We start from the raw sequence: 12,304 nt of genomic DNA on the forward strand, positions 1-12,304 counted from the left end.
TAGCGCTTGCGTGCCTTGGCACCATTCTTGCTGCCTCCCCTTCGCGAACCGCAACACTCATTCGTTCGTCTCAGAGGCTGACAGGGAGCCCTACAAACCGCGCGACGTCGTCGATCGCCGTCCGCGATGAGTGGCTTATTCACCCGCCACAGGGGTTCAGAAGGGTATTAAATGCACAAAATCCCGTCCCGCGCTCACGCAGATTCCCAGGTTCCCAACTGGCATTTCAGAATGATGCGCGACTCCGCACGAAATGCAGCAATAGAGGCGGCCATAGCATCCTGTAATCTCAGAGGAAAGACCGTCGTGGAAATCGGGACCGGGGCTGGCCTTCCGGCGATGCTCTTCGCCAGGCATGGCGCCCGAAAGGTATTCACATGCGAGATGGATGAGCGAATTGCTGCGGCAGCGCGGGAGATTATCCGGAACAACGATTTGCAGGATCGCATCGTGGTGATTGCAAAGTCCTCAAGGCAAGCAATTCAGGACGGCGACCTTCCTTCGGCGCCTGACATAATTTTTACGGAAACATTGGATTCTGGGGTAGTTGGTGAGGGATATGAATCGATAGCGGAAGACATCCGCCAAATCGCCAGTCCTGCTACAGTAGTGATGCCAGATCGGATTCAGCAATTCGGGTTCCTCTGCACCGACGTGCAAGCCTTTGAGGACAATTCCGTCTTTAACCAATGCGGATTCGATCTTTCGGGATTTAACCTGTTTGCCGAACGTTCATATTTTTCGGTGATCCAGACGCTACATGATCCGGTATGTCTCTCGCCAACCGTTCTTTTCAGGAGCTATGATTATTTAGATCCAAGCGCTCTGGACCCGGTAGAACATCAAGTTACAGTTCACAGCTCTGGCCTTTGCCATGGAATGACCTCATATTTTGACGCCCATTTTGGGAAATTTCTCATCTCTTCTAGAGAGCGGAAGAGTCATTGGCGAACGGCTTTTCACCCCCTACGAGTACCTATGCCGGTCGAATCTGGGCGGAGATACTATTTGAGAGGTGATAAATCTGGGTCGATCGATTTGGTTTCGACATGAAGTGCAGGGCAAGCGACAAGCGGCTCTTGGTTCATGTGCTGAAGGTTCTGCTGACAGGGCGGCTGCAGGGGGGCTGGTGATGCTAACGTTACCTGATCCCCCGTGAGCACAGGCCATCACGATCCAGTATTGAAGATACAACCTCTGACCGGACCTTTTACCGGGCAGACTCGGCTACCGCTCCGCCTGTTTGGGTAACATGCTGATAACGGGTCAACATGCTGGGATTGTCGGCGATGCAGGCGCCGTTCGCTTCTCCGATGTCGAGCTCAATCAGGGCTTCGGTCCGGGGGATCTTGACGCGCGAGATCAAAGCGATCACCGGCTTTACAGACGTGTCTTCCCATTTTGGCGACATGTGATCATTGCCCGGGACAGGCAAGCTCGACTGGGCGACACCGGTCAACGCGTGAGCAACTAATGTGCACACCCAAGGTGGGCAGACGACTGTGGACTGATGTCCAACACTCCTTGCGCAGCTTATTAATTAATGTCCAAAGTGTGTTAATTTTCAAGGTGCAGCCTACACTTGCGATTTAGCCTAACTTTTACATTAGTACTGATTGCGATGTGATATAACTTTGGCGAAGCCGGCCTGCCGGGTCAGCAGCACAAAGCCGCAGCCTCGGATGCCCTCACTCGTCCGCGCGTGCGCCTCAGATGCGTCTATAGACGGAGCCATGCGCAAACTGCCGGAGGCTGTGCGTCGAGCAACAAGAGCGAAATGGAACAGCAGGTGGAAGACTTTTTCAAGGACTGCGATAAGGCACCGCGATTGAATGAAATGGCCGATTTCTTTTCGGCGACCGCAGCAGGCCGATCAGGAGCCCCGATCAAAGTTCCGAGCGTGGATGCGCGCCTTTTCCAAGGGGATGTGTCGCTGCAAAGCTTCACCAGCGTGCATCGCCAGATCTGGGGCCGCTTCGACCCTCACTATCATGCCAGCATTCCTTATCGTCTCGAGGAGGAGGTTCGAGTTGGCGATGCCTTCTTGCGATATGCAGACGCTATCGCGGATGAGACCGTCCCGGCTCGGTTCTATCTGCTGGGGGCCGCCGAAGGCACACTCGCTCGAACGCTTGCCCAGCTGGGCAACGGCAAGATTCAAACCCTTTCATGCAGTCCCAATAAAGAAAACGAGGAAAGCTTCTTTCTCCACGGACGGCCCGCGCATGCAACATTCTTCCTCGGCCCATTTCATCACTTGACCCGGAGCAGAATGGTGGGAACGTCGGCGCTCAGGCACTTTGCCGACGGATTCGACATCATCTTGGAGGACACCACATTTCAAATGTATTCGCCCAATCGAAAGGCGCAGATTGGCTTTGTGAAACATCATTTGAAAGACGGCGGGATATTCTTCTTCTTCGAAAAATTTCGGCAAGACGACGATATCTCATACCTGAGCCGGGAGCTACAGAAAGACTACGGATATAAGGCACGCTTCTTCACTCAGGACGATATCAAAAATAAGACTGAATCCATTCTTAAGCAAATGAACTTCAATGAGACGACGCTATCTGAAATGTCAGAGTCGGTGGCCGCACACTTCAAATACGGATGCGTGACATGGAATTCCGGCAATTTCTACACACTTGCCGCTAGCAACAACGCGGACAATCTTCGGCGTGTAATTTCGGCGATGGCCCCGCCCTGCATTCCAAATGAATACGTCTATACGGAAACTCCGGCTTCGCTGCCGGGATTGGCCTTCGAACCCCCGCCGTTCCGCCGCCTGGCAGCGTCCGGCAGATGAGCGAAGCCGGCCAACGACCAACGCGTCCTAACATGCCATCATTTACGACCAGTACATTCTTGGCCAGTGGCTTGCCTCCAATATCCGTAGGTACTGGTATTTCATGTCCGCTACATGGCTCGCGCTTTCTTGAAAACAACAGCGTACAGACAGTCACCTCATTACTGTTGTCGGGAAGGATGACCCATTGTTCACCAGCGGCGCAGTCGGCTTTATTGCGGTTCCCGTCGATCGGCCAGTGCGCATCCAAACCCTTGCAACGGGGTTTGGATTTGTTGTGTATGGTTTGACTGCATTTGCCGGCGATACGCTGCTGCCCCGGCCGGGCTCCCGTATTTCGGAGTTGTCATGGTCGTGGTTTGGACAGTCGGTATTCTCGTCTGTCCACCAAGCAAAACGGTAGCCCAACAGCCACCGGATGACGTGTAATGAAATCGCCATCTCCAAAACCCGTCGCTGAAGCATTGGCTTGGCTTGTGCCACACATCTCGCGTTACTCGACGCTTCCGACACGTGCGTATGCGCATGTCGCTTATGACGCTAAACCCGCCGCCGCCGATCCTGTCCGTATGCATGCTCTAGAGCAGATGGAATTGCGACTTGCAGATTGTGCCTCTCGTCTGGGCTACGGGCATCCGCAGATTGAAAAACTCGGTACACAGCTTCGAAGCCGACCGGTCATTCAGACCGGCCCACATTGTTACCTGGCCTTTGAACCCGATGCGTTCTACACGCATATCTTTAGTGCCATGGGGCTGCGCTCCCATAAAGACAGCTGGTATGTGACTCATTCGAGTTCAACCGTTAAATTCCAAGAAAGCGACAAGAAAGGCCCCGGTTGGCTGCGGCTTGGAGGTCAGCACTTCAATCTCTTCGGGCTGTCAAACAGAAAAATGGGTCGACTCAGTGTTTGCGGACGTGATGCGCCGCAGCGGTTTGCTCTGACGAGCGCCAAACAGACGGGGATCGCGAGCCAATTGGCCGAGCGATTGAAAAGAGCCCTGCCCGATGACGAGTTTCTCTCGGCCGCCGATGCTATCAAGACAGCCAATCAGAGCCTCTGGCGCCGTTTCTTCGCATCGGATCTTCACTTGTTGCAGTTCGACGATTGGGACGTGGGCGACCTAGTCGCCCAGCATCTTCGCGACCCGTCGTCCTGGCTTTCGTCAACGCTGTTTGGACCAAGCTCTTTTGCGAAGAGGCTGCTCAATCATTTCGCATCGTTTGATTGCGGCCAATGGGCCGACTGGGCAAAGACGACAACCGACTTCTTTTGGCATTTTTCAGGGGGGCGCATATTTCCCCTGCGGCTGCGCGATGGCCTGTTTTTGAACGAAAGCGGGACCTTCTCTGTACAGTGCGCACCTGACGCGCTTCTCCAATCGTTGAACGAGCGTGAAATCATACCCAGTATGCTCCTGTCATTCTTTGTGACATCGATACTCCCTGGAGTGCGGGTGCTCGGCGGCAGTCGCCAGATCGTTTACTATCCGATTATGCGCTATGCCTTGCTGTCTACTCTCTCTGAGTTTCCGTCACCTGCAAATCGTAGCTTGTCCGTCTCGCTGGGGTCTGACCAAGAGCCGAGTCTGTGGGGGCATCGTACGATCTCGCCGGGTCGAATCGATCCGTTCAGTCTTATGACCCAGCTTGGCTGCGATTTTGGGCGGCTAATCGACTGCTATGGCGAGATACCTTTGAGCGAGGCATGGGGCAGCTTGCCAGCATTCGCCGGCGATCCCCTCTGGCAAACGTTGTGCAAACGGCTTGCAAAGGAAACAGCATTGGAGGATCGCCCCATTTGGCTCGCTGGCGCTCAGCAGCCAAAACAGGATGTAATTGGCCCCTCCCGTTGATCTGTGAGCGCGAAGCTGACGCCGTTCAGATTTGGTCATTTCACAGAACGCATGGACATCGCTGTCGGGCCTTCCATCGCCGATGCGCTTTGAAGACCTGTGCGAGCCATGCGTGCGGATTGGCGATTGCGGACGGCCGAATTATGCTGACAGAAATGGCCTTCGGCGTCAGGTGGTCAAGTGCTTGCAGAAAGCCAGCGATGTCGTTCGGCGCGCGATCGAGTTGTTAAGGCATCGAAGTTCGTGAGCCGCGCTTGTTCGCTGATGCACGTTCGCGCTTCGCGCTGCTGACTCCTACAGGCCGATATTGCGAATAGGTAGAACCGATCATAGACCCTTATGCCGCCAAGCTAGCTTGTTCCGCTCACAACAACCTCACGGTTGTTTCAATGAGGCTCTGCCAGGCTTTATCATCCGCCTCGAGGGGCTTGCCTTACATGAGTTGGAGATAACTCATTTAATAGACCGGTCGTCGCTCGGCCGTAAACAGAGATATGACGTTTGGACTGTTCGGTGAACGCACCTCCTGCCCAATCTCCCCAACGCTCCGCCAGCTTGAGCCCTACGCATTCGGCCATGGTATCGAGTTCCTGATGATAGACGTAACGAACGCGATTGGGCAATCGTTTGACCGACGTACCAGAAAACCAGAGGAGGGTTGAGACCAAGTTTTGGGTTAGGGGATCGTGCACATCAGCAGCGATGATCGTATTCTCATGATCCACAACGAGCGTGGAAATTTTCTGGCCGTTGACGAAACCATCCAAGGGCGGCACGCCTACATCTATCACCAAATTCCCTCCATCATCTAACGCCTCCACGGCAGATCGGAGGCAAGCTATTTGCGCTTCGCGCGTGACGGCCTGCGTGAATGTATTCCAAACGCAATACACCAAGTTGTAGCGTTGCTCCGATCTAAATCTTGAAATATCTGCCTTCCAAAACTTAATCAGATCAGTACGCTTGGCGAGAAGGTTCAACATGCTGTCCGAATTGTCGATACCTTCGACCTTGACGCCGCGCTCGCTCAACGGCACCGCCACGCGTCCGTCGCCAATGCCAAGTTCAAGAGCAGTCCCTCCGCTGGAAAATCGCTGAAGAAAGGCGACAGTCTCGCCAACCTCATCATTCTTACCTCGCAGCAATGTAAGTAGCTCATACATTGCCGACCAATTTTCGTCGTAGATGAATTCGTCAGCCATTTCTCCTCCTGTGAGATTGATTTAAGGATTTTAGCAATTACTTCGTATGCAATCGGCTCGGAAATAACGCCGCTCGTTCCGCAACAGGAAATGGTCGAAGGGTGTCGCTCTGGTCGGGCTCCGGACATCGAACGGCTCCGTTGCGGAGTGAACGCGGATTCAAAATGCAAGAGCCAAGCCAATTCAAAGAGTCGGTTTAGTTCACCATATTGGCTCTTAGTCTCCGCTTCTGTCTGTTTGCAACGACACAGCTTTGTCAGGGTTCCGACAAATGATCAGACGATTCTGGTCGCGAAAGGCGCCTCAGAGGGACACCGCGTGCGGGGAGTGGCAACTCTGGCCCGACCTTTACGTCATCACAAACGTTTTGGCCCATAACGAGGCGGTTCCTTTGAAGTCGCCGTGCCGAAGATACATCCATAGTCCCCGGCGTTCCGATTTGAGCCGTGAACACTTGCTCAAAAGCTTCGGTTGCACTTTGCGACTGTTCCCCATCGAGGTGCGGATCGCAGGTTGAATCCTGCTTCCGAGAGCCGGGGCAAGGACCCGCACCGCGTCCTAGTCTCCTGGCCCGTTCCTGGCCTGGACGAAATCGATCTGGAGCGGCCGTGCTGCCGCCGCCGTAGTGAATTCGGCCCGAATGTTCTTGCGGCCAGTTCCCTCTCACGAGGTCGTTTCGACGTATCCCGAATCCACCAGGAATCTCTCGGTTAGTGATGGACTCCCAGGAAGGGGGCGGCCTCCGTCATCGTCATGACGTTCGATAAGGACAGTACGGTCGGCCCCGGCGACTGGCAGGGACGCAATAACGGCATGGGAATGCATGACGAACTTTTCCTTCTGGAGTGGCGGTCTCTTGCCTCAGCATTTCGGTCGCCATGCCGACGCTGGTTTTTGTGGGGCTCGTCGAAGCGCCAGGCGCCACCTTGTGCTCACATGCGCGGCCGCAGGATACGCGAGAATTCGGCAGATTTAATCAAAGAGCACGGCAGCGCCAGGGACAGAACGGTGTCGGCACAGTAGGCGAAAGGGCGGTCTCGAGCTTTAGCTCCCCGCACGAAGCGGTCTGGAACCAAGCCTGATCTCCGGAGCCGCCGTCGCGCGTCCCGCCATGCGCAGGCGCGCGCAGTCCGCAAGGGCTTGAGCGGAGCGTCCCTTGCGGACGAGCACGGCTGCGCGAGGGACAGAGCGCGTCGGAGGCAGCGGGTTCAGGCGGCCTGATCCTTGGTGAGTCCAGAGCGTCTTCTTTGGTCGACCGCTCGGCCGAAACGCCGTTCCTGGGGTGGCAACCTGGCCCTACCATCGAGAAAGCAGGGAGCTAACGGGATAGGCCTTCCGGTTTAGGCACGCGTTGTCTGGTCGGCGGATAGATGAGTGTTCTGATGTCTGCTACGATCGAAACCAAAGAGTCGAGGGGGCGACAATGGTTGAAGTGTTCCGCGGAAGGGGCGGTAAACTCGAACACGAAGGGGCCGCGCTCGGTAGAATCCATGCGCAGGCAAATCACCGGAAGGCGTTGGGGTACTGGCTCGGGTTCTTGAAGGGCGTGATGGCCAGCGAGCGGGTCGAGAGCGCGGAGATGCCGCCACTCAGGGTCGAAGCTGAGCAGTTCCTGTCCCTTCTTCATGACGACGATGCTGCCGAGCTCATCCGCGATCTGGATGTGTGGGGTAACGCGCCCGAAGAGATCTACGCCATCCTTGAAACTATAGTCGGCATACGCTCGCGGGAGTTTATCGCCGCTGACGAGAAGGACGAAGTCAACGAGTTCTACGGGTTCTGTGCCGGTATCGCCTGCGACAACTCCATCACGCCCGCAGAGGTCGAAAGACTGCGAGTGTGGTCCTGCAGAGAGACAGCCGCGTGGCGTCTCTCGGAGAAACTGCCAGAAGGTCTATTTCTGACGGTCGCATAACCGCCGAGGAGGCAAAAGACATATGCGGGTGGATTGCCCATCTTGTCGGCGACAGCGCGACAGATACGGGGCTGCCTACCTTCGGCAATGTGGGTGTCATTGACGGCGCCTTGGAGGATGCAAGCCGGCTCGTAATTCCGAGTCGGATGTTCGTCCTCACGGGAAAATTCGCCATTGGCCCGCGAAAGGTAATCGCTGAGATGATTTGCGAACGCGGCGGTGATTGGAAGGAAACCGTCTGCGGCCAGACCGACTACCTCGTCGTCGCGGCCGAAGCGTCTCGGGACTGGAAGCACAGCCATGAAGGCACGAAGATCATAAGGGCAATGGAGCTTCGCGAAAAGGGAGGTCGGCCGGATCTGGTTCTTGAACCGATGCTGGCCAAAGCGTTGGGTTTCTGACCGCCTCCATCCGGCAAAGGAAAACCTATTATCTTGGAAGTGCGGCTTCAGAGCATGGTCGCGTTGGAAGCGCGGAGCCTGAATACCCGAGCCTTAGTGGATCCTGATACGGGTCTGGGCGCTCGCCACCTTTCTTGACAGTTTTTAAGGCGGGCAGCGGCCGCACCTGCACGAACAATATCTCCCACGGCATCGCGGCACGGTCGTGCTTCACTGGTTCACCCGAAGCAAAAGCGAGGCTCGATGTGCGCCGATGCTATGCTATTTCTCCGTCATGCCGAGATGACCCGTTCGCATCGCGGCCGCTCTCTCGCCTGCACTTGCCCAGATCGACCGCATAGTGACGGAGACAGACGCTCCTTTCACTCAGGTCGACCGAACGAGCTTCGATGACGTGATGACCACGGTCGCCGCGATCGCCGTCGACTGGGGGGTCCCGTCGATGCCATCACGACGGCGTTAATAGAACTTCGTTCTCCATTGAGATGAGGCTTCAAGGGCTAGATGAAATGTAGTCTTCGTGCTACATAACGCACCAATCTGTAGCGCGAAGGTGACATAATGCCCACTCCACACAACCCTCCTGCTGCGGTGCGGCGCGTGCTGCGCAAGCTTGGGGCTGACATTCATGATGCCCGTCGACGCCGACGGCTGCCGATGGCGGTGGTAGCCGAGCGCGCCTTCACTTCTCGCTCGACTCTGCAAAGGGTCGAAGCCGGGGACACCAACGTCAGCGTCGGCATCTATGCCGGCGTCCTGCAGGCGCTCGGCCTCCTCGAGGGCCTAGGCCAGGTCGCCGACATCAGCAACGACAGCGTCGGTCAGGCGCTCGCCAGTGCCGACCTGCCCAAGCATGTCCACCTCCAGCGGCCAACCGGATCGTCGCGCGATGGCTGACTTCGAGGTCCATATCGATTTGGACGGCCGCACACGCCCGATCGGACTGGCGAGGAGCAATCGCGTCCGGGGCACCGAGACCATGCTCTTCGAGTATGACGGAGCATGGCTTGAGGATTCGGACCGCTTCTCGCTAGAGCCAGCTCTTGCTCTGACCCGCGGAGCCTTCGCCCCCCCTGCAGGTCTTGCGACTTTCGGCTCCATCGGCGACTCAGCGCCGGATACCTGGGGCCGGCGCCTCATGCAGCGCGCCGAACGCCGCCTCGCCGACCAAGAAGGCCGCGCGGTTCGCACGCTTATAGAAAGCGACTACCTGCTCAGCGTCGCCGACGAGACGCGACTTGGCGCCCTCCGCTTCCGCTGGGTCGGCGAAGAGATTTTCCAAGCGCCGATCCGCACGGGCGTTCCCGCTTTAATCGAGCTTGGCCGTTTGCTCCAGATCACCGAACGGATCCTCCGAGACGAGGAAACGGATGAAGACCTGCAGCTCATCTTTGCCCCAGGCTCCTCCCTGGGCGGTGCCCGACCGAAGGCCTCGGTTATCGACCAACATGGTCACCTCTCCATAGCGAAATTCCCGAAGGAGACCGACGACTACAGTATGGAGACCTGGGAACAGATCGCGCTGCGGCTGGCCGGCCAGGCAGGTATTGCCACGCCTCGACACGAGCTGATCGAGGTCGCCGGCAAGCCAGTCATGTTGTCGCGGCGCTTCGATCGTGACGGTGCGAGCCGCATCCCGTTCCTGTCGGCGATGGCGATGATGGGCGCCAAGGACGGTGAGCGCGGCAGCTATCCGGAGATCGTCGATGCCCTTGCTCAACACGGCGCCCAGGGGAAGACGGACGCGCATGCCCTCTATCGGCGGGTCGTCTTCAATGTGCTGGTTTCCAATGTCGACGACCACCTCCGCAATCACGGTTTCCTATGGCTGGGAAAGGCGGGGTGGTCTCTCTCGCCGGCATACGACCTCAATCCCGTCCCGACAGATCTCAAGGCCCGGGTGCTGACGACGAACATCGATCTCGATGAGGGCACCTGTTCGCTCGATCTGCTTGAAGCCGCGTCGATATTTTTCGCGCTCACCCTGCCGCAGGCCCGCGCGATTATCAAAGAGGTCGCGACCGTGACAGCGACCTGGCGCGATACAGCCAAGGCGGTCGGCGCTCGATCGGCGGAAATCAGCCGAATGGCCAGCGCTTTCGAGCATGACGATCTCAAGCTGGCGCTGGCGCTATGACGAGGACCTTCCTCCACAATTTCGATCCGCCAGCATTCAGCCCTGTCACGGGCGCGACCGTCGACCTCGACGTCTCGGAGATCGAGGACGCCGGGATTCGCGAAGTGTTGCAGACGCCAGGGGCTGCATACGGCGCGTGGTCTATCCTGGACGCGCTGTTGACGCCAACCGGCGCGGGTACGCCCTTCATCTTCCGGGAACCGCTTGGGCAAGCCCGCGAGGTGAAGGTCGCGCTATCCGGCTTGTTCGGCCGCTTCGTTGCCCGCGCCTATCTGGAACGCTACTTCAACTTTCGTCTTCGCGCATCTCGGCAGCCGCATCATCGACCTCGATCGCCGCCGGCAGGTCAAAGTCACGCGCTTGTCCCGCGGCGATCTGCCCGACTGGATCGCCTGCGCATCCGACCTGTCCTCCTTGACCGTGGCCGAAGCGAAGGGTTGCCACGATAATGGCGGCCCGGCCAAAGCATTGAACCGCGCCTGGGCTCAGGCCGGACGGATAGATATCACCGCTGGAGGCCGCAAGATCACAGTGAAGCGCATTGCCGTCGCGACCCGCTGGGGGATGGCGGCGCGAAATCCGACGGACGCCCACCTCTCAGTCCGCGATCCGATCGATGAAGGCGAGCCGATCAAGCCGGAGGAGAAAGACGCGCTCTTCATCGGGCTTCTCCGCCTCCATATCGCCAATCTCATCAAGTCGCTTGGGCACGCTGAGCTAGCCAGTGCGCTTCGCGGCCTCACACACCAGCCGTTCGCGCGAAGACTGCAAGGGGATCTCCAACGCGCCCGAGCGCTGCTGGATGCCACGTTGGTGAGAGAGCTGGAAAAGGCCACGACCATGGGCGGACTGATCGGAGGGATCGTCACCCGTGCCGGACCCGTCGCTGACACCGACGTTGCGCCCGCCGATCAGGAGGCGCTCGCTCGCCTCAATCTCCGGCCGGTCTTCGTCGGCATCGAGCGCGATCTCATCCGTGCCGCTATCGACGCGGAGCTGCAAACCGTTCGCATGCGCCTGACGCAGATAGGGGGTCCCGATGATTTTTCTCGGCCTGACCGCGCTGGCGGCTGGATCATCCCGATCGGTGAGGAGCGACGCATCAGAGGAGGCAACTGATCCGGTGACCACCGAACATGAGCATCGTGGGGAAACGGCCGGCGACACCAGACACGGCACGATTAGGCAGAAAGATGGAACGCAGGAGACTGAACGCGGCCACGCCGCGCTGATGCCCACTATCACCACCGACAGGGGACGAAAATTCAGATCGTCTGCCGAAACGTATTCGGCCCCGTCCGGTACTGTCGTATATCGATACGCTGGGGAAGGCCGCGCCTTGAGGCCAAAATGGCGGCCGCCCGGGTTCAGGCTAGATACGAAGCCTCGGAGGCTGACATCAGTTATCCGAGGAGTTGTATCACCAGGCCCCGCTCTCGAAACGAACGACATGACATCCCGGGGGCAGTTCGGGTGCCTGACCCAGCCTCAGAGCAGCGAGATCCACCACAAGCGAGCTCAGCAGCGAGCGGGACGCTTGGCCGCCCGCGCAAGCACCTCGATGAAGTCTCCTGATTGGGCTTTCCAACGCCGGTATGCAGCGTTGCAACAGATCCTTCAAAGAAAATCGCGGACTTTTAGCACTCTAAACCGGTGAGAATATGTACGTTGAGCCTCGTTAAAGCCGCGGGTCGAGACCGTGGCGCCGTGCCCCGACCAAATACCTGCAGCTCGGAAAAGCAGGGGCCGGCAGGAGCATTTGCCTTGGTCGAGGAGATATATCGCAAACGATCTGACGATGCGGTCGAGCGTATTGACCTCGTCGGGACGGCAAGATCGCCTCTGAAAGAGTGGGAGACGCCAAATGGACGAAGTCAATACAACGAGCGCCGGACGATGATGACACTGGTCAGGCGCCTAAAGGCCGCGGCTCATCTTGATCGACTTCGAATCCTGGGACTTTGTGCGCATGCGGACCTAACCG

At 57.8% G+C, this 12,304-nt stretch carries 10 protein-coding genes; 8 read left to right on the forward strand and 2 right to left on the reverse strand.

Annotated elements, in window-relative coordinates:
• The first annotated feature begins 231 nt into the window (after positions 1 to 231).
• A complete protein-coding gene (locus tag MESOP_RS34280; protein WP_276325707.1) occupies positions 232 to 1,053 on the forward strand; it encodes a 50S ribosomal protein L11 methyltransferase in 822 nt (273 codons plus the stop codon).
• A 157-nt stretch (positions 1,054 to 1,210) separates the two neighbouring features.
• On the opposite strand, the gene MESOP_RS30640 is transcribed toward MESOP_RS34280, so the two are convergent.
• Complete coding sequence (locus MESOP_RS30640) at positions 1,211 to 1,459, reverse strand: hypothetical protein (RefSeq protein ID WP_150111238.1); 249 nt, start codon at positions 1,457 to 1,459, stop codon at positions 1,211 to 1,213.
• 318 nt (positions 1,460 to 1,777) lie between these two features.
• Here MESOP_RS30640 and MESOP_RS30645 point away from each other — a divergent pair, with 318 nt between their 5' ends.
• On the forward strand, positions 1,778 to 2,809 hold the full coding sequence (locus MESOP_RS30645) for a class I SAM-dependent methyltransferase (RefSeq protein ID WP_013533367.1): 1,032 nt from the start codon (positions 1,778 to 1,780) through the stop codon (positions 2,807 to 2,809).
• A 428-nt stretch (positions 2,810 to 3,237) separates the two neighbouring features.
• Complete coding sequence (locus tag MESOP_RS30650) at positions 3,238 to 4,665, forward strand: hypothetical protein (RefSeq protein WP_013533368.1); 1,428 nt, start codon at positions 3,238 to 3,240, stop codon at positions 4,663 to 4,665.
• A gap of 410 nt (positions 4,666 to 5,075) precedes the next feature.
• Here MESOP_RS30650 and MESOP_RS30655 read toward each other — a convergent pair whose 3' ends face one another.
• Positions 5,076 to 5,867, reverse strand: a complete 792-nt coding sequence (locus MESOP_RS30655) for a class I SAM-dependent DNA methyltransferase (RefSeq protein WP_013533369.1) — start codon at positions 5,865 to 5,867, stop codon at positions 5,076 to 5,078.
• Between the two features lie 1,423 nt (positions 5,868 to 7,290).
• Between MESOP_RS30655 and MESOP_RS35895 the strand changes: the two genes are divergently transcribed.
• The 5 genes from MESOP_RS35895 to MESOP_RS30680 all read left to right on the forward strand — a co-directional run bounded on the left by MESOP_RS35895 (position 7,291) and on the right by MESOP_RS30680 (position 11,439).
• Positions 7,291 to 7,782: a hypothetical protein gene (locus tag MESOP_RS35895; protein ID WP_041163535.1), complete on the forward strand. Its 492-nt coding sequence runs from the start codon at positions 7,291 to 7,293 to the stop codon at positions 7,780 to 7,782.
• Between the two features lie 146 nt (positions 7,783 to 7,928).
• A complete protein-coding gene (locus tag MESOP_RS35900) occupies positions 7,929 to 8,183 on the forward strand; it encodes a BRCT domain-containing protein (RefSeq protein ID WP_049802409.1) in 255 nt (84 codons plus the stop codon).
• Between the two features lie 561 nt (positions 8,184 to 8,744).
• A complete protein-coding gene (locus MESOP_RS30670) occupies positions 8,745 to 9,080 on the forward strand; it encodes a helix-turn-helix domain-containing protein (protein ID WP_013533370.1) in 336 nt (111 codons plus the stop codon).
• Positions 9,073 to 10,320 (forward strand): type II toxin-antitoxin system HipA family toxin, encoded by a 1,248-nt coding sequence (locus MESOP_RS30675; RefSeq protein WP_013533371.1) that lies wholly within the window; start codon positions 9,073 to 9,075, stop codon positions 10,318 to 10,320. The genes MESOP_RS30670 and MESOP_RS30675 overlap by 8 nt, the downstream gene beginning before the upstream one ends.
• A 258-nt stretch (positions 10,321 to 10,578) precedes the next feature.
• On the forward strand, positions 10,579 to 11,439 hold the full coding sequence (locus tag MESOP_RS30680) for a hypothetical protein (RefSeq protein WP_013533372.1): 861 nt from the start codon (positions 10,579 to 10,581) through the stop codon (positions 11,437 to 11,439).
• Positions 11,440 to 12,304: the final 865 nt, after the last annotated feature.

The sequence above is a fragment of the Mesorhizobium opportunistum WSM2075 genome (assembly GCF_000176035.2).
In the GTDB taxonomy this organism is placed as follows: domain Bacteria; phylum Pseudomonadota; class Alphaproteobacteria; order Rhizobiales; family Rhizobiaceae; genus Mesorhizobium; species Mesorhizobium opportunistum.

What these genes read in the sequence shown, in the direction of transcription:
- MESOP_RS30670 (WP_013533370.1), top strand. Translation starts at nt 8,745, where the DNA reads ATGCCCACTCCACACAACCCTCCTGCTGCGGTGCGGCGCGTGCTGCGC.
- MESOP_RS30645 (WP_013533367.1), top strand. Translation starts at nt 1,778, where the DNA reads ATGGAACAGCAGGTGGAAGACTTTTTCAAGGACTGCGATAAGGCACCG.
- MESOP_RS35900 (WP_049802409.1), top strand. Translation starts at nt 7,929, where the DNA reads ATGTTCGTCCTCACGGGAAAATTCGCCATTGGCCCGCGAAAGGTAATC.
- MESOP_RS30655 (WP_013533369.1), bottom strand. Translation starts at nt 5,867, where the DNA reads ATGGCTGACGAATTCATCTACGACGAAAATTGGTCGGCAATGTATGAG.
- MESOP_RS34280 (WP_276325707.1), top strand. Translation starts at nt 232, where the DNA reads ATGATGCGCGACTCCGCACGAAATGCAGCAATAGAGGCGGCCATAGCA.
- MESOP_RS30675 (WP_013533371.1), top strand. Translation starts at nt 9,073, where the DNA reads ATGGCTGACTTCGAGGTCCATATCGATTTGGACGGCCGCACACGCCCG.
- MESOP_RS35895 (WP_041163535.1), top strand. Translation starts at nt 7,291, where the DNA reads ATGGTTGAAGTGTTCCGCGGAAGGGGCGGTAAACTCGAACACGAAGGG.
- MESOP_RS30650 (WP_013533368.1), top strand. Translation starts at nt 3,238, where the DNA reads ATGAAATCGCCATCTCCAAAACCCGTCGCTGAAGCATTGGCTTGGCTT.